This window comes from Actinomadura sp. RB99 (assembly GCF_014706005.1).
GTDB lineage: Bacteria > Actinomycetota > Actinomycetes > Streptosporangiales > Streptosporangiaceae > Spirillospora.
The window spans coordinates 179,733-199,536 of record NZ_JABMCA010000007.1 but is presented as its reverse complement, the minus strand read 5'-3'; the positions used below and the strand labels follow the sequence as shown (position 1 = coordinate 199,536).

Genomic DNA, 19,804 nt, shown 5'->3' with positions numbered 1-19,804 from the left:
TGAGGTCAGTGGACCGGGTACATGGCGGCGCGGCCGTGCCCGGTCAGGACGGGGACGTGCCCGCGCAGTTCGGCGTCGAGGTCCTCGTCGCCGGTGTCGACGAGCAGCGGGCGGCCGCCGAGGCCCGCGAGCTTCGCCTCGGTCGCGACGACGATCAGCCGGTCGCGCCCGACGGCGCGCACGACGTCCGGGGAGATCTGCTGGTTGCCGCGGCCGAGCAGGAACCCCTGCCCGCCGATCGGCGTCACCGCCAGCCACGCCGGCGCCGACCGGACCAGTTTCTCCAACGGGCCGGACGCCACGTCCACCGCGACGGCGCGCCGGTCGCGCAGCACGTTGACGCCCATCACCGGCACGTCGGCGCCGAGCGCGGCGGCCACCGCCCGCATGGTGCCGCCCGGCCCGAGGACGAGCAGATCGGACGGCCCGGCCCGGTCCGCGAGCTCGGCGGCGATGCCCGCGACCGACGACGGGGACGTGATCGAACTGCCCATCTTGCGCTGCTGCACGCGGACCGGCACGTCCGGCACCGCCATGTGGCCGTGGAGCCGGGCCGAGACCCGGCCGTCGCGCACGGCGTCCTCGTCCAGGTCCATGACCTCGGCGGGGCGCGTCCCGGCGCCCGCGGCGAACAGCGCGGCGACCTCGCCGGCGGCCCGCGGATGGACGGCGAACACGGCCGAGTGCATCTTCACCCCGGTCGGGACGCCGAGCACCGGCACCGCAGCTCCGCCTCCGCCCCCGTCGCCGAGCGCGTCGAGCACGTCGCGGGCGGTGCCGTCGCCGCCCGCGAACAGCAGCAGGTCCACGCGCGGGGCGAGCGCGGCGGCGGCCGCCCGCGTGTCGGCGGCGGTGGTCGGGTCGCCGGGCTCGTAGACGGCCGTGGGCGCGAGCCCGGCGGTACGCGCGGCGTCGGCGCCCATCGGACCGGCGGCGGTCAGCACCTCCACCGGGCCGAGCCGCGACCGCAGCTCGGCCAGCGCGAGCGCGGCCCGCTCGCCCGCGCGCGGCACCGCGCCCAGCGCGCGCGCCCGCGCCTGAACGTCCGCGCCGTCGCTGCCCTTCAGCCCGGCCCGGCCGCCGATCCCGGCGACCGGGTTGACCACCAGCCCGAACCTCATCCGCCGAGGACCTTGCGGCGGTAGGCGCGCCAGGTCACCGACCACGTCGCGGGGTCGTCCAGGACGTCCTCGCGCGCGCGGTGCACGGTGGAGCGGTGCGGCGCCGTCCGCACGGTCTCCGGCTCCTCGCGGGCCTCGCGCGCCACCTCGGCGAGGATGGCGGCGTACTCGTCCAGGTCCGCCTTGGAGTAGGACTCGGTCGGCTCCAGCGTCATCGGCTCCGGGACGAGGAACGGGTGGTGGCTCGTCCAGTAGTGGGTGCCGAAGTCGGCCGTGCGGAGCCCGATGTCCTCGGTGTGCACGCCGGTCTCCTCCGCGAGCCGCTCCCAGCTGTAGCGCACCTGCTCGATGCGGCGCCGCCCCGCCGCGTACGGCGCGGACACGCCCGGGATCTCCAGCACCTTCTTCATCAGGTAGTTGTTGTTCAGCACCGCGACCTCGGCGGCCTCGCGCAGCCCGTCGGCGCCGAGCGACATGATCCACGCGTACGCGCGGACGAGGTTCGGCACGACGCCGTGGAACGGCCGGATCTTCCCGACCGACTGCGGGCGGTCGTCGTCCAGGCGGTAGCGCTCGCCGTCGAACTCGACCGTCGGCGTCGGCAGGAACGGCGCCAGCTCGGCGGTGACGCCGCACGCCCCGGCGGCGGGCCCGCCGCACGCGTGCGGGGTGGAGAACGTCTTGTGCAGGTTGAAGTGGCACAGGTCGAAGCCGGCGTCGCGGGCCCGGGTGATGCCGAGGATGCCGTTGGCGTTCGCCTGGTCGTAGGCGCACAGCCCGCCCGCCTCGTGGACGATCCGGACGAACTCCTCGATCCGCGGGTTGAAGATCCCGGTGTCCTCCGGGTTGGTGATGAGCAGCGCCGCCGTGCGCGGCCCGACGGCGGCCTTGAGCGCCTCGATGTCGGGGTAGCCGTCGGCGTCCGGGTACAGCGTGATGACCTTGAACCCGGCGGTCTTCGCGCAGGCGGCGTTGGACGGGTGCGAGAAGATCGTCGTGATGACCTCGTCCCGCTCGGTCTCGCCGCGCGCGGCGAAGTACGCGCGGATCATCGACACGTTCGCGTAGATCGCGGCGGACCCGGCGCCCGGCTGGAGCGAGAACCGGTCCATCCCGGAGATCTCCTTGAGCAGCCCCTCCAGCCGGTGGACGATCTCCAGGACGCCCTGCACGGTCCGCTCGTCCTGCAGCGGGTGCAGGTCGGCGATGCGGGGGTCGCGGACGAACTGGTCGTTCACCTTCGGGCTGTACTTCATCGTGCAGGTGCCCTGCCCGACGTCGACGTTGAGGTCCACGCCGAGGTTCTCCTGCGACAGCCGCAGGTAGTGCCGCAGGACGTGCAGCTGCGACAGCTCCGGCAGCGCGGGCGGCTCGGCGCGGCGCAGCCCCTCGGGGAGCGTGTCGTCGAGCGGCACCTCGGGCGCGGGCACCAGCACGCCGCGCTCGCCGGGGCTGCCGAGCTCGAACAGCAGCGGCTCGTCCCAGCGGGCCTGGTGGAAGCGGCGCAGCGGCGGCTTCGGCCCGATCACGGCGTCGGCGCGAGAGACAGGGGAGCGGTCGGTCTTCACTTGATCCTCCGGGGAATGCCTTGGCCATCAGGCCGGAGAAGAATTCGAACTTCGTTCGCCCCGCTGCGGGGAGACCGGCACATTCCGAGAGCGGGGTTCCCCGACATGTGGCTTGGTCTTTCACAGAGGCCGCTGGTCTCGGTAACTTCGGTGCCATGCGGACGGCGTACAAATGTCGGGCCTACCCGAACCCCGAGCAGGCGGCCATCTTCGGCCGTACGTTCGGGTGTGTGCGCCTGGTGTGGAACAAGACGCTCGCCGAGCGGCATCGCGCGTGGCATGCCGACGGCAGGCGCACTTCTTACAAGGAGGCCGACGCGGCGCTGACGGCTTGGAAGAAGACCGAGAATCTGGCCTTTCTGAACGAGGTGTCCTCGGTGCCGTTGCAACAGGCGCTGCGGCATCAGCATGCAGCGTTCGTCAACTTCTTTGCCGGACGGGCCCGCTTTCCGCGATTCAAGAACCGCAACGCCCGTCAGTCCGCCCATTTCACCCGTTCGGCATTCCGCATGCGCGACGGCGAGCTGCGCGTGGCCAAGACCAGCGCACCGCTGGTCTTCGTGTGGTCCTTCGACGAGGTGGACCTGGCGGCCCTGGACCCGACGATGGTGGTGATCTCCCGGGAGCCCGACGGCCGCTGGTATGTCACCTTCGCCGTTGACACCGACGCCCCTGAGCCCATGGCCGCTGCCGGGCACCGGCTCGGCGTCGACCTGGGGGTCAAGGACTTCGCGGTGACCTCCGACGGGCACCGCATCGCCAACCCGAAGCACCTGGAGAACAAGCAGCGCAACCTTGCCCGCTACCAGCGGCGCATGGCCCGCTGCCAACCCGGCAGCAACAACCGGCGCAAGGCCAAGGCCAAGGTCGCCCGTGCGCACCGCAAGGTCCGCAACGCCCGCACCGACTTCCTGCACCGCACGAGCACCAACCTCGTCCGCCACGCCGACACCATCGTCATCGAAGATCTGAACGTCTCTGGCATGGTGCGTAACCGCAGGGTCGCCCGCGCCATCTCCGATTGCGGATGGGGCGAGTTCCGGCGGCAGTTGGAGTACAAGTGCCGGCGGGCCGGACGCACCCTGGTGGTGATCGACCGCTGGTACCCCTCGTCCAAGATCTGCTCGGCCTGCGGGCACCGGCTGGCGGAGTTGAGTCTTTCGACCCGGGCATGGACGTGTCCGGGCTGCCGCACCCGGCACGACCGGGACCTCAACGCGGCCAAGAACATCCTTGCGGCTGGTCGAGCCGTAGCCGGGGACACCCCCGGCGATGTCTGTGGAGCCGATGTCAGACGGCAAGGATCCTCCCTTCCGCAGTCGGCCGTGAAGCAGAAACGCCCGCGGCGCGAGCCGTAGGACTCCCCTCTCCTCGGGGAGGGAAGGAAGTCAATTCACGATCTCCTGGAGGGTGTCGGCGAGGCGGTCGATCTCGTCCCTGGTGTGCACCTCGGTGACGCAGTACAGGGCGTCGGTCCGCGACAGCACCGCACCGCCGAAGATCCCGTGCTCCAGCAGGGCGTCGTTGACCTCGGCTGACGTGCGGGAGCCGGGGAAGCGGACGGTGAAGTCGGCGAAGTGCGGCGCGGCGGCGTACGGCGTCTCGACGCCGGGCACCGCGGCGAGCCGGTCCAGCGCGTACCGGGTGTTCGCCATGATCGTCTCGCCGACCTCGCGCATGCCCTGCGGGCCCATCAGCGCGAGGTAGACGCCGGCGGTGATGCCGTTGAGGGCGGCGGCGGTGCCGACCCACTCCTTGCCCTCCTCGCGCAGCGCGAACGAGGTGCGGTCGTAGGCGACGTCGCCGAACCCGTACTCGCCCTCGACGCGGGTCGGCGCGAGCCCGAACAGCCGCGACGGGAACTCCGCGACGAACCGCTCCTCGTCGCGGGTGGCGATGAACCCGCCGTTCAGCCCGCCGTAGGCCATGTGGATGCCGAGGGGCTGGATGTCGCCGCACACGATGTCGGCGCCGTAGGCGGCGGGCGGCGCGACGACGCCGAGCGAGATCGGGTTGCATGCGGCGACGAACAGGGCGCCCGCGCCGTGCGCGAGGTCCGCCAGCGACGTCAGCGCGGGATCGATGATGCCGGACGCCGACGGCGCCTCCGCGTAGACCGCGGCGACGTCGCCCGCCGCCAGCTCCGCCCGCACGGCGGCGAGGTCGGCCAGCCCGGTGGACGCGTCGACCGGGACGACGACCACGTCGTGCACCGGCCGCACGTAGTCCTCGATCTTGGAGAGCTTGTCCGCGGCGACGGCGGTGACCAGCAGCAGCCGCCGCGCGCCGGTGATCCGGCCGGCCATCCGCAGCGCCGTCGCGGACGCCTGGTACCCGTCGTAGACCGGGACGTTCACCACGTCCATCTCCAGCAGCTCGCCCATCAGCGACTGGTACTCCCACAGCGCCTGGAAGCGGCCGTGGTCCTCGTAGGGCTCGCCCGCGTAGGCGGTGAGGAACTCGCTGCGGTTGACCACCTCGTCGACGACCGCCGGGACGTGGTGCCGGTAGCAGCCCGCGCCGAGGAAGCTGAGGGCGTCGCCGGTGCCGGTGTTGCGGGCCAGCAGCCCGCCGACGTGCCGGACGAGCGCGGCCTCCGAGCGCAGCGGCGGGGGCATGTCGAGCGGGCGGCCGAGCCGGATGGACTCGGGCACGTCCGCGTAGAACTCCGCGACGTCGGCGGCGCCGACGGCGGCCAGCATCTCCGCCTTCACCGCGGGCACGGAGTTCGGGATGTACGGGTGAACGCCCACGCGCTCCCTCGCTTTCGTCGCTTTCTCGTCGGACCTCTTGACGAAAACACATGATGCAGTGTGCTGTATACAGCATTATCCCTGCATCCACTTGGAGGCAAGATGGCGACGGGCATCCAGCGGCGGACGGTGCTGACCGCCGGTGTCGTCTCGACGCTGTTCGCGGCCACCGGCTGCGCGACCGGCGGCGTCCGCAAGGCCGGGCCCGCGCTGAGCTCGGCCGCGTCCGGCCAGATCAAGGGAACCGTCAGCGTCTGGTCGTGGGACGTGGCGGCGAAGGCGCTCAAGCGGCTGGCGCCCGCCTTCGAACAGCGGCACCCCGGAGTGCGGGTCGAGGTCGTCGACATCGGCTACGACAACGCCTACGACAAGATCACCGTCGGGCTGAAGTCGGGCAAGGGCCTGCCCGACGTCCTCACCGTCGAGGGCGGCCGGCTGCCCGGCTACATCGGCGTCTTCCCCGGCGGCCTCTACGACGTCACCGCGCTAGCCGCGCGGTACCGGACGAGCTTCGCGCAGGCCGCCTGGAAGTACGTCACCGACGAGAAGGGCAAGGTCTTCGCGCTGCCCTGGGACAGCGGCCCCTGCGCCCTCTTCTACCGCACCGACATGCTCAAGGACGCCGGCGTCGACCCCGCCTCCATCCGCACCTGGGACGACTACGTCGCCGCAGGCGAACGCATCAAGGCCAGGACGGGCAAGAAGCTCCTCGTCATGGACCCCGAAGAGGACAGCGTCTTCCCGATGCTGCTCCAGCAGCAGGGCCAGCACTACATGAAGAACGGCCTCATCGCCGTCAACGACCAGCAGGGCGTGCGCGCCGCGACGCTGCTGAAGACGCTCGCCGGCAAGGGCCTCATCCAGTTCGAGAAGGGCTGGGACGGCCTCGTCGCCGCCACCAAGGCCGGCAAGGTCGCGACCACCCCGTACGCGGTGTGGTGGTCGGGCACCCTCACCGATGAGATGAAGGAGCTCAAAGGCAAGTTCGGCGTCGTGCCGCTGCCCGCGTTCGACGCCGGCGGCGTGCGGACGTCCAACGACGGCGGGTCCGCCCTCGCCGTCAGCGGCCAGACGAAGAACGCGGCGGCGGCCTGGGCGTTCGTCGAGTTCATGCTCGCGGACACCGCGAACCAGGTGTCCATGCTCAGGACCGAGGGGCTGTTCCCCGCCTACCTGCCCGCCCTCAAGGACCCGTACGTCACGGCCCCGCAGGAGTACTACGGCGGCCAGCCAGTCTTCAAGACGTTCGCCGACCTGGAGAGCAGCGTCCCGCCCGTCGAGGACACCAAGGACATGCCGAAGGCCCGCGACATCGTCAACGGCACGATCTCCGGCATCGTCCTGCACGGCGAGGATCCGAAGCGGGCGCTCGACTCGGCCGCCAAGCAGATCGCCGCCGCCACCGGCCGGCGGATCGCCGGCTGACATGGCGCAGCAGACGACGGCCCGGAAACCGGCCGCGGCCGCCCGGACGAAGGCGCCCTCCGCGCGCGGGCGGCGGCGGACCTCGCGGACGGCCCCGTGGATGTTCGCCGGCCCGGCGGCGGCGCTGTTCGGCGTGTTCTTCGCCTATCCGCTGCTCGCCGGGCTCTACCAGAGCTTCACCGCCGACCGCGACGGCGTCACCACCTGGGTCGGGCTCGCGCAGTACCGCCGGATGATGCACGACCCCGTCTTCTGGACGTCGATGCGGAACATCGCGCTCATCCTCGTCGTCCAGGTCCCGGTCATGATCGCGCTGGCGCTCGCGATGGCGTACGGGCTGAACCAGTCGTGGCTGCGGTTCCGCGCGACGTACCGGATCGCCTGCTTCCTGCCCGCCGTGACGATGCTGGTCGCCTACTCGGTGGTGTTCCGCGTCCTGCTGAAGACCGACGACGGCCTCGTCGACCAGGCGCTCACCGCCGTCGGGCTGCCGAGCGTCGACTGGCTGAACGGCCCCGGCTGGGCGCGGATCGCGCTGATCGGCTCGATCACCTGGCGGTGGACGGGCTACAACGCGGTGATCCTGCTCGCCGGGCTGCAGGGCATCGGCCGGGAGCAGTACGAGGCCGCCGCGATCGACGGCGCGGGGCCGGCGACCACGTTCGTCCGGGTGGTGCTGCCGCAGTTGCGGCCGGTCGTCCTGTTCTGCCTCGTCACCTCGACGATCGGCACGCTGCAGCTGTTCGACGAGAACTACGTGCTCACCAAGGGAGGGCCGGGCAACGCCACCATGTCGCCGGTCCTCTACCTGTACAAGGTCGGCTTCGAGCAGCTGGACTTCGGCTACGCGGCGGCCATCGCCTGGGTCGTCGTCCTGATCATCGGGCTGATCTCGTACGCGCAGTTCCGCTTCCTCGGGAAGGACGCGTCGCGATGACCTCCCTGCCCGCGCGGGCGTCCACACCCCCGCGCACGCCGCCCCGCACACCGCCGCGCACGCGGATCCGGCCGCCCGCGCCGCGCCGCGTCCGCCTGCTCGGCCGCGCCGCCGCGGTGCTCGCGCTCACCGCCGGCGCGCTGGTCAGCGCCCTCCCGTTCTACTGGATGGTGGTCGCCTCGACTCGCGACAACGCCGCGCTGTTCGCGTCGCCGCCGCCGTTCCTGCCGGGCGGGCGGCTGCTGCACAACCTGGTCGCGCTCCAGCACTCGATCGGCTTCGGCCGGGTGATGCTGAACAGCGTCGGCGTCTCCGTCGTGTACACGGTGCTCAGCTCGCTGATCTCCGCGATGTGCGGGTACGGGCTGGCCAAGTACCGGTTCCGGGGCCGCGGGCTGCTGCTCGGCCTGGTGCTGGCGACGATGATGATCCCGTTCCAGGTGCTGCTCGTCCCGCTGTTCCAGATGATGGCGAGCCTCGGCTGGGTGGACACCTACCAGGCGGTGATCCTGCCGTTCCTCGCCAACTCGTTCGGCATCTTCCTGATGCGCCAGGCGTTCCTCGGCTTCCCGGACGAGCTGATCGAGTCGGCCCGCATGGACGGTGCCGGCGACCTGCGGATCTTCTACCGGATCGTGCTGCCGGTGGTGCGGCCGCAGCTCGGCGCGCTCGTCATCTTCTCGTTCATGACGCAGTGGAACGCCTTCCTGTGGCCGCTGCTGATGCTGAACACCGAGGACAAGTACACCGCCCCCGTCGCGCTGTACACGCTCATCGGGCAGAGCCACGTCGACTACGCGGGGCTGATCCTCGGCTCGTTCCTCGCGACGCTGCCCGTGATGCTGCTGTTCTTCCTGTTCCAGAAGCAGTTCGTGTCCGGCCTGCTGGGAGGGGCGGTCAAAGGATGAGCGAAGCGAACCGGGGGGTGCGGGGGGTCGTCCCCCCGCCGATAGCAGGGATGAGCGAAGCGAACCGGGGGGTGCGGGGGGTCACGCGGGTGCCGGGGCTGCTGTACGGCGGCGACTACAACCCGGAGCAGTGGCCCGAGGAGGTGTGGGCGGAGGACGCCCGGCTGATGCGGGAGGCCGGGGTCACGCTGGTGACGGTCGGCGTGTTCTCCTGGGCGCGGCTGCAACCCGGACCGGACGAGTGGGACTTCGGCTGGTTCGACCGGGTCCTCGGCCTGCTCGCCGAGCACGGCGTCGCCGCCGACATCGCGACCGCGACGGCGTCCCCGCCGGCGTGGCTGGTGCGGGCGCGTCCGGAGATCCTGCCGGTCACGGCGGACGGGGTGCGGCTGGAGTTCGGGTCCCGGCAGCACTACTGCCCGTCGTCCCCGGTGTACCGGGACGCGGCGGCGCGGCTGGCGCGCACCATCGCCGCCCGGTACCGGGACCATCCGGCGCTGGCGATGTGGCACGTCCACAACGAGTACGGCGACCACGTCACCGAGTGCTTCTGCGAGGCGTCCGCGGCGGACTTCCGGTGCTGGCTGCGCGACCGGTACGGCGACGTCGCCGCGCTGAACGCCGCGTGGGCCACCGACTTCTGGTCGCAGCGCTACGGGACGTTCGAGGAGATCGAGCCGCCGCGCACCGCGCCCGGCCCGGTGAACCCGACGCAGGCGCTGGACTGGCGGCGGTTCTGCTCGGACGCGCTCCTCGGCTGCTACCTGCGGGAGAAGGCCGAGCTCGACGAGGTCACGCCCGGCGTGCCGGTGACGACGAACTTCATGTCGATGTTCAAGCCGCTCGACTACTGGACGTGGGCCGCGCACGAGGACGTGGTGTCCGACGACGCGTATCCGGATCCGGCGGATCCGGAGGCGCACGTCGGTGCGGCGATGAACTACGACCTGATGCGGTCGCTGAAGGGCGGCCGCCCGTGGCTGCTGATGGAGCAGGCGCCGTCGGCGGTGAGCTGGCGTCCGGTGAACGTGCCGAAGCCGCCCGCGCTGGCGCGGCTGTGGTCGCTGCAGACGGTGGCGCACGGCGCGGACGGCGTCCTGCACTTCCAGTGGCGGGCGTCGCGGGCCGGGGCGGAGAAGTTCCACAGCGCGCTGCTGCCGCATCGCGGGACCGAGGGACGGCAGTGGGCCGCGACCGTGGCGCTCGGCCGCGACCTCGCCCGGCTCGCCGAGGTCGCGGGCACCCGGATCGCGTCGGACGTCGCGATCGTCCTGGACTGGAACTCCTGGTGGGCGCTGGAGCTGGACGACCGCCCGTCCGCCCGGCTCCGGCTCCGCGACCTCGTCCGGACGTGGTACGCCGCCCTGGCGGACCGCAACGTCGCCGTCGACTTCGTGCCGCCGGACGCCGACCTGGCGGGGTACCGGCTCGTCCTCGCGCCGAACCTGTACCTGACGGCGGAGGCCACGGCCGCGCGGCTCACCTCGTACGTCGCCGGCGGCGGGCGGCTCGTGTGCGGCTTCTTCAGCGGCATCGTCGACGAGCACGACCACGTCCACCTCGGCGGCTACCCGGCGCCGCTGCGCGACGTGCTCGGCGTCGTCGTGGACGAGTTCTGGCCCGTGCCCGACGACGCGTCCGTCCCGGTGGAGATCGGCGGGCGGCGGGCCGCCGCGACGCTGTGGAGCGAGTGGCTGGAGCCGCTGACCGCCGACGTCGCGGGCACCTACCTGTCCGGCGAGCTGGAGGGCCGACCTGCGGTCACCCGCAATGCCCACGGCGAGGGCCGCGCCTGGTACGTCGGCTGCCACCTCGGCGACGCGATCGGGGCCGTGCTGGACGAGGCGCTCGCCGACGCCGGGGTGCGCCCCGTGCTCAACGCCGCACCGGGCGTCGAGGTCACCCGCCGCGACGGGTCCGGCCACTCCTACTACTTCCTGCTCAACCAGAGCGGTGAGGAGCGCGAGACGCCCGCGCCGGACGGAACCGACCTGCTGACCGGCGCCGGCGTCCGCCGGTCCCTGCGCCTTCCCCCGTACGGAGCGGCGGTCGTCAAGACCGCACGCGCCTGAACCCACCCCCTTCCGAAGAGGTCGTCATGCGTCGATCGCTGCATGTCCTGGCCGGGCTGACGCTCGGCTCCGCACTCGTCCTCCCCGTGGGCGCCGCCGAGGCCGCCCCGCCTCCCCGGCCGCCGGGCCCCGCCGGCTACGCCGACGTGCTCGACCTGCACGGCGTCCCGGTGAAGGCCCTGCCGCCCGAGGTCAGCGACGTCAACGTGTTCGCCGACCAGGGCGCCTGGCACGCCTACGCCCTGCCGAAGCCCGGCGACACGTCCACCTACGGCGGCTTCACGGGGCCGCTGTACATCGCGCAGGAGTATCCGTGGTGGCTGAGCAAGGCGTTCAGCCGCATCACGCTCAGCGAGAACGGCAAGGAGATCGACCTCGCGTCCGCGGCGAACCCGCGCTTCACCTCGCTGCCCGGCGCGCTCCGCCAGACCTACGACCTGCCGGGGCTGCGGCTCACACTGGAGCTGCGGTTCGCGTCCGACCGCACCGCGCTCGTCCGGGCGTCGGTGGCGAACACCGGCCGCGCCCCGCGGACCCTGCACGTCGGCTGGACGGGCGAGCTGCTGCGCCCCGACGCCGAGCCGATGCGGGGCGCGCCGTCCCTGCACGCCACCGCGGACGGCGTCGCGGTCGCGTTCGCCAAGGTCAGGAAGACGTGGGACTACCTCACCGGCGGCACCGAGCGGTTCGAGGTCCGGCACGACGGGCCCGTCCGTACGACCGTCACCGGGGACGCCTACCGCACCGACCTGGCCCGCCCGCTGACCGTCGCGCCGCACCGGTCGTCCGCGCTGGCCTGGACCGAGAGCTACACCTTCACTGCCGCCGAGCGGAGCCGGGAGGACACCGCCGCGCCGCTGCGCGATCCCGATCGGGTGATCGCGGCGACGGACGAGCGCTGGCGCGGCTACGTCGCCGCCGTGACCCGCGGCGTCCCGGCGGACCGCCGCCGCCTCGCCGTGAAGTCGCTGGAGACGCTGGTCACGAACTGGCGCGGTCCCGCCGGGATGCTCAAGCACGGCGGGATGACCCCGTCCATCACCTACAAGTGGTTCACCGGCGGGTTCTGGGCCTGGGACACCTGGAAGCAGGCCGTCGGCACCGCCCGCTTCGCGCCCGCGCTCGCGGAGTCGCAGATCAGGTCGATGTTCGACTACCAGGTCCGCGCGGACTCCAAGGACCGCCCGCAGGACGCCGGCATGATCCCCGACTGCGTGTTCTACAACGACCCCGCGCAGGGCGGCGGCAACTGGAACGAGCGCAACAGCAAGCCGCCGCTCGCCGCCTGGGCCGTCTGGGAGGTCTACCAGCGCAACGGCGACGCGGCGTTCCTGCGCGAGATGTACCCGAAGCTCGTCGCCTACCACGACTGGTGGTACCGCGACCGGGACCACGACCACGACGGCCTCGCCGAGTACGGCGCCACCGTCGACCCCGCGAACGCGACGCCGGAGGACGCCCGGCAGGCCGCCGCCTGGGAGAGCGGCATGGACAACGCGCCGCGCTTCGACGCCGCGCTCGGCACCGGCGTGGTCGAGAACCGCGACGCGGGCGGGCGCCTCGTCGGCTACTCGCTGAACCAGGAGTCGGTCGACCTCAACTCCTACCTCGCCGCCGAGGACGGCTACCTCGCCGCGATCGCCCGGCGGCTCGGCCGCGGCGCCGACGCCGACCGCTGGACGGCCCGGCAGCGCGCCGTCACCGCCGCCGTCCGCGAGGCGATGTACGACCCGGCGACCGGCTACTTCTACGACACCGACCTCGCTTCGGGCCGGCGCCTCACCGAGCGGGGCCGGGGCATCGAGGGCGCGATCCCGCTGTGGGCGGGCGTCGCGGGCGGCGCCGAGGCCGCCGCCGTCCGGGGGAAGCTCACCGACCCGGGGGAGTTCGCGACGAAGGTGCCGTTCGCGACGGTGGCGAAGAGCTCGCCGTACTTCGCGCCCGAGGAGTACTGGCGCGGGCCCGTCTGGCTCGACCAGGCGTACTTCGCGCTGGCCGGGCTCCAGCGGTACGGCTACCGGCGGGACGCGGCGTCCCTCGCGGACCGGCTGCGCGGCTCGGCGGCGGGCCTGCTCGGCGACGCCCCGATCGCGGAGAACTACGACCCGCTGACCGGCGCGGCGCTGAACTCCACCAATTTCAGCTGGTCGGCGGCGCTGCTCCTGGAACTCGGCTGACCGGTGGCCGCCCGGCCGCCCGCACCGGTGGTCGCCCGGCCGCCCGCACGGGCGGCCGGGCGGCGGTGCCCGCTCCGGTCCGCCGGATTTTGCCGTTCCTGTGAGCCCGATGCGCATTAGCGGGCTTTGTGCCGGGGCAATTCCCCTGCGATCACCAAGCGATGGGCGGCGCCGGGGGGAAGGGCAGGAATGCGGATAAAAGGAGCAATTCGGTCGCGGGGTGGGCGGGTGGCGCTGGCGCTCGGCGGTGCGGCCGGCCTGGCGCTGACGGCGACGGCCCCAGCAGCGTCGGCGGCGCCGGCCGGAGGAGGCCCGGCCGGAGGAGGGTCGACCGGCGCGGGCACCGTCACGTACCAGGCCCGGCTGCGGCCCCTGAACCACCAGACCGGCTCCGGACGGCTGACGCTGCGGCTGCGCGGGAGCACCGCGACGATCACCGAGCGGTACTCCGGGCTCGCGGCGACGCTCGACGGCAGGCCGTACCCGCACCTGCAGCACATCCACGGCGGCGCCCGCGGCATGTGCCCGCCCGCGTCCGCCGACCGGAACGGCGACGGCGTCATCAGTACGGCGGAGGGCAGGCCGTACTACGGCCCGATCCAGGCGACCCTCTCGGTGAAGGGGGACATCACCCCGCAGGGGGGCACGAACCTGAACAACGCGCCGAAGGGGCCGAGCGTGCGCTACGAGCGGACGATCACGCTGAGCCCGGCGGCCGTCGCCTCCCTGCACAAGGGCATCGCGGTCGTCGTCGTCCACGGTGACGACCCGAGGACCCTCGGCCGGAAGGCCCGGAACGAGAAGAGCGAGCTGGTGCCCTCGCTGCCGCTCGCCGTGACGTCGCCCGCGCTCTGCGGCGTGCTGAAAGCGGTCCCGGCGGGCGGCGCCGGGACGGGGACCGGTTCCACCGCCGTCGCCAGGGATGCCACGGGCGCGTGGCTGTTCGGCGCGGGCGCGGTGCTGTTCGGCGCCGGGGCGCTCGCGCGCGTCCTGTTCGTCCGGCGGCGGGACCGCGCGACGTTCCGGCCCGCATGAGGACCGCCTTCTTCCGCGGCGACCGCCGCGCCCTCGGGCTGAGCCTCGCGGCGGTCGCGTGCGGGGCCGCCGCCGTCGCGGCCTCGGTCGCCGGGCAGCGGGACCGGGCGCCGCAGGCACCGCCCGCGGCGCCCACTTGGGCTCCGCCGCGGGAACCGGAGGCGGCGGACGCCCTCGCGCTGCCCGCCGCGGCGCCGACCCGGCTCACGATCCCCGCGCTCGGCGTCCGCGCCCGCGTCGGGCGGGCCGGGCTCCGGTCCGACGGCACGCTGCGACCGCCCCGCCCCCCGCACGAGGACGAGCCCGCCTGGTACACCGGCTCCGTCACGCCGGGGGAGGCGGGCACCGCCGTCATCGAGGGGCATCTCGACTCGGCGGCGGGGCCGTCGGTGTTCTTCCGGCTGGGACGGCTGCGCCCCGGCCAGACCGTCTGGGTGCGGCGCGCGGACCGGACGACGGCGGTGTTCACCGTCGACGCCGTCCGCCGCTTCCCGAAGGACGCCTTCCCGACGCGGACGGTGTACGCCGACACGGCGGGGCCGTCCCTCCGGCTCATCACCTGCGGCGGCCGGTTCGACCCCGCCGCCCGCCACTACAGGGACAACACCGTCGCGTTCGCGCACCTCACCGCCGCACACTGATCCACCGCCGCACGATGGGGTGCGGCGAGCCGTCGTCTTGGCACCGCGCATGACGACGGCTCGCCGCAGGCCGGCGAAGCGCGGCGGCCGTCAGTGCTTGCGGCCGGGGAGGCTCTCGTAGAGGTCCGTGAGCTTCTGCCGGAAGCCGCGCTCGGCGATGCCGAACTTCTGCGGGTCCTTGAAGCCGGCCTTGACGGTCTTCTTGGCCTGGTCGCTCATGATGTGCGGCGGGATCGGCGGGATCTCGTTGTCCACGACGAACTCCAGCACCACCGGGCGGTCGCTGGACAGCGCCTGCTTCCAGGCGTCGGTGACCTTCTTCGGCTCGTCGCAGTAGATGCCCTTCAGCCCCGCCAGCTCGGCGAACTTGGCATACGGGAAATCCGGGATCGTCTGCGAGCCCGGGTACTTCGGGTCGCCGCCCATCGCGCGCTGCTCCCAGGTGACCTGGTTGAGGTCCTGGTTGTTGAACACGCAGAAGACCAGCGGCGGTGAACCGGCCAGCCGGTCCGCGTACCGCTTGACGGTCAGCATCTCGTTCATGCCGTTCATCTGGAACGCGCCGTCCCCGACGAAGCAGATCACCGGACGGTCCGGGTACGCGAACCGCGCCGCGATCGCGTACGGCACGCCGGGCCCCATCGTCGCGAGCGTCCCGGACAGCGAGGCCTTCATGCCGTCGCGGAGCTTGATGTGCCGGGCCCACCAGTTGGTGGCCGAGCCGGAGTCGGCGGTGAGGATCGCGCCGTCCGGCAGCAGCGGCGACAGCTCGTGCGCGACCGCCTGCGGGTTGATCTTGCCGCCGAAGGACTGCGCGGCGCGCTTGTCCATCACCGTGTTCCAGGCGCGGACGTTCTCCTCGATCTTCTCCCGCCAGGACCGGTCCTTCTTGCGCTTCAGGAGCGGGATCAGCTCCGTGAGCGTCTCCTTCGCGTCGCCGACGACGTGCGCGTCCATCGGGTAGCGGATGCCGATCATCCGGCCGTCGATGTCGATCTCGACGCCCTTGCAGCTGCCCTCGTCCGGCAGCCACTCGGCGTACGGGAAGCTGGACCCGATCATGAACAGCACGTCGCAGTTCATGATCATCTCATCGCTGGCCTTGGAGCCGAGCAGCCCGATCGGGCCGGTGACGAACGGCAGGTCGTCCGGGACGACCTCGCGGCCGAGCAGCGCCTTGGCGATCCCGGCGCCGAGCAGCTCGGCGACCTCGATGACCTCCGCCTCCGCGTTCGCCGCGCCCTGCCCGATCAGCATCGCGACCTTCTTGCCCTCGTTGAGGATGTCCGCGGCCTTCCGCAGTTCCTCCGGGTTCGGCAGCATGCGCGGCCGGCTCCACCCCACGCTGGAGTACACCGCGCCGTGCTCCTTCGGCGGCGACGGGACGGCGTCGCTCTCCTGGACGTCCTCCGGGATGATGATCGTCGCCACGCCGCGGGTGGTGAGCGCGGTCTTGAACGCGCGGTCGATGATGTGCCGCATCTGCCCCGGGTCCATGCAGATCTGCACGAACTCCGACACGTCCGCGAACAGGTTCTCCAGCGCCACTTCCTGCTGGTAGTGGCTGCCCTGCGACAGCCGCTTCTGCTGCCCGATGATCGCGACGACCGGCTGGTGGTCCAGCTTGGCGTCGTAGAGGCCGTTCAGCAGGTGGATCGCGCCGGGTCCGGACGTGGCGGTGCACACCCCGACCTCGCCGGTGAACTTGGCGTGCGCGCAGGCCATGAACGCGGCCATCTCCTCGTGCCGGGTCTGGATGAACTCCGGCCGGCCCTTCGCCCGGTCGAACGCGCCGAGCATGCCGTTGATGCCGTCGCCCGGGTATCCGTAGACCCGCTCGATGCCCCATTCACGCAGCCGCTCGAGCACGTAGTCGGCTACCTGCTGCCCCATGATCTCTCCAGACGTCGGTCGGTGCGCGTGTGCCGTCCTTCGCCACGTCCCCGAGGAAGGGCAAGGCAAACAGGGAGCGGTGCCGCGGCGGCCCGGACCGTTTCGCCGCCGTTCCCGGCGGTACTTAGAGGCGGAACCGAGAGGGGAGCGGCCGATGGGCACGGGCAGCGGCATACCCGTCGACGGCATCACGGTCCACGCGTTCACGGTGCCGACGGACGGCCCGGACGGCGCGGAGGAGGACGGCACCCTGCGCTGGGAGTCGACGACGATGGTCCTCGTCGAGGCGCGGGCGGGCGGCCGGACCGGGATCGGCTACACCTACGGCGCCACCGCCGTCGCGACGCTCATCGAGTCGACGTTCGCCCCGCTCGTGCGGGGCGCCGACGCGCTCGCGCCCGCCGCGACCTGGCACCGGATGTTCGCCGCGATCCGCAACGCCGGCCGGCCGGGGGCGGGCGCGATGGCGGTGTCGGCCGTCGACATCGCCCTGTGGGACCTCAAGGCCCGGCTGCTCGACCGCCCCCTGTTCCAGGTGCTGCCGAGCTTCCACGACCGCGTCCCCGTCTACGGCAGCGGCGGCTTCACCAACTACCCGCTCGACCGGCTCGCCGGGCAGCTCGCCGGCTGGGTCGAGCAGGGCGTTCCCCGCGTCAAGCTGAAGATCTCCCGGTCGCCGGACGACGACCCGCGCCGGCTGACCGCCGTCCGCGAGGCGATCGGGCCCGACCCCGACCTGTTCGTCGACTCCAACGGCGCGCTGACCCGCAAGGCGGCGCTGTACTGGGCGCGCCGCCTCGCCGATGAATGGGACGTGCGCTGGTTCGAGGAGCCGGTCAGCTCAGACGACACCGAGGGGCTGCGGCTCGTCCGCGAGCACGGGCCAGGGCGGCTCGAGGTGGCCGCCGGCGAGTACGGGTTCGTGCTGAAGGACTTCGCGGACCTGCTGGACGGCCCGTCCGTGGACTGCCTGCAGGCCGATGTGACACGCTGCGGCGGCGTCACCGGGCTGCTGCAGGTCGCGGGCCTGTCGGCGGCCCGGCAGACCGGGCTGTCCGCGCACTGCGCCCCGGCCGTGTCGGCGCACGCGTTCTGCGCCGTCGAGCGGCTGCGGCACCTGGAGTACTTCCACGACCACGTCCGCTTCGAGGACCTGGTCTTCGACGGGACGCTCAGCCCGGAGGGCGGCGCGCTGCGGCCCGACCCGGACCGTCCCGGACTCGGACTGGACGTCAAGTGGGCGGACGCCGCCAAGTACCGCGTCCACGGCCCCACCTGAGCCGGGCGGTCAGCGGGGGCGGATCAGGCCGCTGCGGGTGGCGGCCGCCACGGCGGCGGTGCGGGAGTCGACCTCCAGCTTCGCGTAGATGTGCACCAGGTGCGTCTTCACGGTCGTCTCGCTGAGGAAGAGCCGCTTGCTGATCTGCCGGTTCGACAGGCCCTCGGCGACCAGGCCGAGCACCTCCAGTTCCCGCCCGGTCAGCCTCGCCGACGGCGCCCGCATCCGGCCCAGCAGCCGGGACGCGACCGACGGCGCGAGCGTGCTGTCCCCGGCGGCGGCCGACCGGATCGCGGCGTGCAGCTTCTCCGGCGGCGCGTCCTTGAGCAGGTAGCCGGTCGCGCCCGCCTCGATCGCCGCGAGGATGTCGGAGTCGGAGTCGAACGTCGTCAGCACCAGCACGTGCGGCGGGCGCGGCCCCGCCGAGGTGATCCGCCGGGTCGCCTCGGCGCCGTGCAGCCCGGCGCCGAGCTGCAGGTCCATGAGGACGACATCGGGGCGCAGCCGGGCGGCCTCCGCGACCCCCTCCTCGCCGGTCGCGGCCTCGCCGACCAGCGCGAAGTCGGGCTGGTCGAGCAGCATGGCGCGGATGCCGGAGCGGACCACGGGATGGTCGTCGACGAGCAGGATCCGGATCGGGTCGCTCATCGGTCCTCCGGCCCGGCGGGCAGCGGCAGGCTCGCCACCACCGCCGTCCCCTCGCCCGGCGCCGACTCGACGGTCAGCGTCCCGCCGAGCGCGCGCGCCCGGTCCCGCATGGCGCGCAGCCCGTAGCCGGTGCCCTCGCCCGGCACGTCCGGCTCGCCCGGCACGTCCGGCTCGGCGGGGGCGGCGGCGGACGGGTCGAAGCCGCGGCCGTCGTCGAACACGTCCAGCACCACCATGTCGTCAAGGTAGGTCAGCGTCACGCCGACGTTCCGGGCGGCCGCGTGGCGGCCGGCGTTGCCGAGCGCGCCCTGCGCGATGCGCAGCAGCGCCACCTCGTACTCGGTCGGGAGCCCGGCGGGCGTCCCGGACACCTCGAACCGCATCCGGGCGGCGGACCGCGCGCCCGCCGACTCGGTGACGCGGCGCAGCGCGTCCGTCAGCGACGACCGCTGCAGGACGGGCGGCGCGAGCCCCCGCACGAACGTGCGGGCCTCTTCCAGGTTCTCGGCGGCGGCCTTCTCCGCCTCGTCCAGCCGTCCGCGCGCCGCGCCCGGGGCGTGGTCGAGGTCGCGGCGCGCGGCCCTCAGCAGCAGGATGATGCTCGACATGCCCTGCGCGAGCGTGTCGTGGATCTCCCGGGCGAGCCGCTCGCGCTCGGCGAGCCGAGCGGCGCCCGCCTCCGCGCGGACGAGCCGCTCCCGGGTGCGCACCAGCTCCTCGATCAGCAGCCGGCGCCGCTCGCTCTCCCGGTAGAGCGCCCCGTACGCCAGCGCCATCATCGTCGCCACGGCCGCGCCGATGCAGGGGCCGAGCACCTCGGCGAGCGTCGGCCCGCCGCCGTGCCACGCGGACGCGGCGATCGCCGCGCCCGTCAGCACGGCCACCCCGGGCAGCGCCGCCGGCGGCGGCAGCAGGTGCAGGTAGGCGAAGAACAGCGGGAACGCCAGCCACACGAAGTCCGGGGACGCCAGCGCCAGCGCGACCCACCCCGCGCTGATCAGCCCCAGCCACGCGCGCGCGAGCGCCGGACGGGTGCGGTGCTCGCGCAGTCGCGGGACGACCGCGGCCGCGTACGCGATGCCGAGCAGCACGCCGCCCGCGGTGGCCCAGGCCAGGCCGGCGTGCGCCACGCGGACCAGGGCGATCGCGAGCAGCACCAGGAAGGTGCCGTGCACGGCCCAGCCGAGCAGCCGCACCGCCGGCGAGAACGGATCGTCCCTCATTTCTCACCCAGCGTAGGCGACCGGACGGTCCCCGGAATCGATCGAAAGGTGGATCCGGGACCGTCCGGAGTAAGGCGGTCCGGCGGTGCGCGCGGACGATGCGCCCGGGGGCGCGCGCGGCGGA

The 19,804-nt window shown here is 73.0% G+C and carries 15 protein-coding genes; 9 read left to right on the top strand and 6 right to left on the bottom strand.

Going from position 1 to position 19,804, the window contains the following annotated elements; translation table 11 throughout:
• Positions 1–5: 5 nt before the first annotated feature.
• Together amrb99_RS09550 and gcvPB are read right to left on the bottom strand one after the other, a co-directional pair.
• On the bottom strand, positions 6–1,121 hold the full coding sequence (locus amrb99_RS09550) for an NAD(+)/NADH kinase (RefSeq protein ID WP_194736676.1): 1,116 nt from the start codon (positions 1,119–1,121) through the stop codon (positions 6–8).
• Positions 1,118–2,689 carry an aminomethyl-transferring glycine dehydrogenase subunit GcvPB gene (gene gcvPB / locus amrb99_RS09545; RefSeq protein ID WP_190854852.1) on the bottom strand — a complete coding sequence of 524 codons (1,572 nt, stop codon included), beginning with the start codon at positions 2,687–2,689 and terminating at the stop codon, positions 1,118–1,120. The genes amrb99_RS09550 and gcvPB overlap by 4 nt, the downstream gene beginning before the upstream one ends.
• A 155-nt stretch (positions 2,690–2,844) precedes the next feature.
• Between gcvPB and amrb99_RS09540 the strand changes: the two genes are divergently transcribed.
• A complete protein-coding gene (locus amrb99_RS09540) occupies positions 2,845–4,047 on the top strand; it encodes an RNA-guided endonuclease TnpB family protein (RefSeq protein ID WP_190854848.1) in 1,203 nt (400 codons plus the stop codon).
• Positions 4,048–4,077: 30 nt separating this feature from the next.
• Here amrb99_RS09540 and gcvPA read toward each other — a convergent pair whose 3' ends face one another.
• On the bottom strand, positions 4,078–5,442 hold the full coding sequence (gene gcvPA, locus amrb99_RS09535) for an aminomethyl-transferring glycine dehydrogenase subunit GcvPA (RefSeq protein WP_190854845.1): 1,365 nt from the start codon (positions 5,440–5,442) through the stop codon (positions 4,078–4,080).
• Between the two features lie 102 nt (positions 5,443–5,544).
• Between gcvPA and amrb99_RS09530 the strand changes: the two genes are divergently transcribed.
• The 7 genes from amrb99_RS09530 (at position 5,545) to amrb99_RS09500 (ending at position 14,637) form a co-directional block, all read left to right on the top strand.
• Positions 5,545–6,867 carry a sugar ABC transporter substrate-binding protein gene (locus amrb99_RS09530; protein WP_190854842.1) on the top strand — a complete coding sequence of 441 codons (1,323 nt, stop codon included), beginning with the start codon at positions 5,545–5,547 and terminating at the stop codon, positions 6,865–6,867.
• A 1-nt stretch (position 6,868) separates the two neighbouring features.
• Positions 6,869–7,804, top strand: coding sequence for a sugar ABC transporter permease (locus amrb99_RS09525; RefSeq protein ID WP_190854840.1), 936 nt, complete (start codon positions 6,869–6,871; stop codon positions 7,802–7,804).
• Entirely contained in the window at positions 7,801–8,712 is a 912-nt protein-coding gene (locus tag amrb99_RS09520) for a carbohydrate ABC transporter permease (RefSeq protein WP_190854838.1), read from the top strand. The genes amrb99_RS09525 and amrb99_RS09520 overlap by 4 nt, the downstream gene beginning before the upstream one ends.
• Positions 8,713–8,762: 50 nt before the next feature.
• Positions 8,763–10,784, top strand: a complete 2,022-nt coding sequence (locus amrb99_RS09515) for a beta-galactosidase (RefSeq protein WP_190854835.1) — start codon at positions 8,763–8,765, stop codon at positions 10,782–10,784.
• Between the two features lie 26 nt (positions 10,785–10,810).
• Positions 10,811–12,961 (top strand): trehalase family glycosidase, encoded by a 2,151-nt coding sequence (locus amrb99_RS09510; protein ID WP_190854833.1) that lies wholly within the window; start codon positions 10,811–10,813, stop codon positions 12,959–12,961.
• Between the two features lie 228 nt (positions 12,962–13,189).
• Positions 13,190–13,996, top strand: a complete 807-nt coding sequence (locus amrb99_RS09505; RefSeq protein WP_190854831.1) for a hypothetical protein — start codon at positions 13,190–13,192, stop codon at positions 13,994–13,996.
• Positions 13,993–14,637 carry a class F sortase gene (locus tag amrb99_RS09500; protein ID WP_190854829.1) on the top strand — a complete coding sequence of 215 codons (645 nt, stop codon included), beginning with the start codon at positions 13,993–13,995 and terminating at the stop codon, positions 14,635–14,637. The genes amrb99_RS09505 and amrb99_RS09500 overlap by 4 nt, the downstream gene beginning before the upstream one ends.
• Positions 14,638–14,727: 90 nt before the next feature.
• On the opposite strand, the gene amrb99_RS09495 is transcribed toward amrb99_RS09500, so the two are convergent.
• Positions 14,728–16,530: a thiamine pyrophosphate-requiring protein gene (locus tag amrb99_RS09495; protein WP_190854827.1), complete on the bottom strand. Its 1,803-nt coding sequence runs from the start codon at positions 16,528–16,530 to the stop codon at positions 14,728–14,730.
• Between the two features lie 154 nt (positions 16,531–16,684).
• Here amrb99_RS09495 and amrb99_RS09490 point away from each other — a divergent pair, with 154 nt between their 5' ends.
• Positions 16,685–17,809 carry an enolase C-terminal domain-like protein gene (locus amrb99_RS09490; protein ID WP_190854825.1) on the top strand — a complete coding sequence of 375 codons (1,125 nt, stop codon included), beginning with the start codon at positions 16,685–16,687 and terminating at the stop codon, positions 17,807–17,809.
• 9 nt (positions 17,810–17,818) lie between these two features.
• On the opposite strand, the gene amrb99_RS09485 is transcribed toward amrb99_RS09490, so the two are convergent.
• Positions 17,819–18,457, bottom strand: coding sequence for a response regulator transcription factor (locus tag amrb99_RS09485; RefSeq protein ID WP_190854823.1), 639 nt, complete (start codon positions 18,455–18,457; stop codon positions 17,819–17,821).
• Positions 18,454–19,680 carry a sensor histidine kinase gene (locus amrb99_RS09480; protein ID WP_190854821.1) on the bottom strand — a complete coding sequence of 409 codons (1,227 nt, stop codon included), beginning with the start codon at positions 19,678–19,680 and terminating at the stop codon, positions 18,454–18,456. The genes amrb99_RS09485 and amrb99_RS09480 overlap by 4 nt, the downstream gene beginning before the upstream one ends.
• Positions 19,681–19,804 lie beyond the last annotated feature (124 nt).

Coding starts and splice junctions, on each gene's coding strand:
- amrb99_RS09510 (WP_190854833.1), top strand. CDS start 10,811: ATGCGTCGATCGCTGCATGTCCTGGCCGGGCTGACGCTCGGCTCCGCA.
- amrb99_RS09525 (WP_190854840.1), top strand. CDS start 6,869: ATGGCGCAGCAGACGACGGCCCGGAAACCGGCCGCGGCCGCCCGGACG.
- amrb99_RS09495 (WP_190854827.1), bottom strand. CDS start 16,530: ATGGGGCAGCAGGTAGCCGACTACGTGCTCGAGCGGCTGCGTGAATGG.
- amrb99_RS09490 (WP_190854825.1), top strand. CDS start 16,685: ATGGGCACGGGCAGCGGCATACCCGTCGACGGCATCACGGTCCACGCG.
- amrb99_RS09520 (WP_190854838.1), top strand. CDS start 7,801: ATGACCTCCCTGCCCGCGCGGGCGTCCACACCCCCGCGCACGCCGCCC.
- amrb99_RS09515 (WP_190854835.1), top strand. CDS start 8,763: ATGAGCGAAGCGAACCGGGGGGTGCGGGGGGTCACGCGGGTGCCGGGG.
- amrb99_RS09480 (WP_190854821.1), bottom strand. CDS start 19,680: ATGAGGGACGATCCGTTCTCGCCGGCGGTGCGGCTGCTCGGCTGGGCC.
- amrb99_RS09550 (WP_194736676.1), bottom strand. CDS start 1,121: ATGAGGTTCGGGCTGGTGGTCAACCCGGTCGCCGGGATCGGCGGCCGG.
- amrb99_RS09530 (WP_190854842.1), top strand. CDS start 5,545: ATGGCGACGGGCATCCAGCGGCGGACGGTGCTGACCGCCGGTGTCGTC.
- amrb99_RS09500 (WP_190854829.1), top strand. CDS start 13,993: ATGAGGACCGCCTTCTTCCGCGGCGACCGCCGCGCCCTCGGGCTGAGC.
- amrb99_RS09540 (WP_190854848.1), top strand. CDS start 2,845: ATGCGGACGGCGTACAAATGTCGGGCCTACCCGAACCCCGAGCAGGCG.
- amrb99_RS09485 (WP_190854823.1), bottom strand. CDS start 18,457: ATGAGCGACCCGATCCGGATCCTGCTCGTCGACGACCATCCCGTGGTC.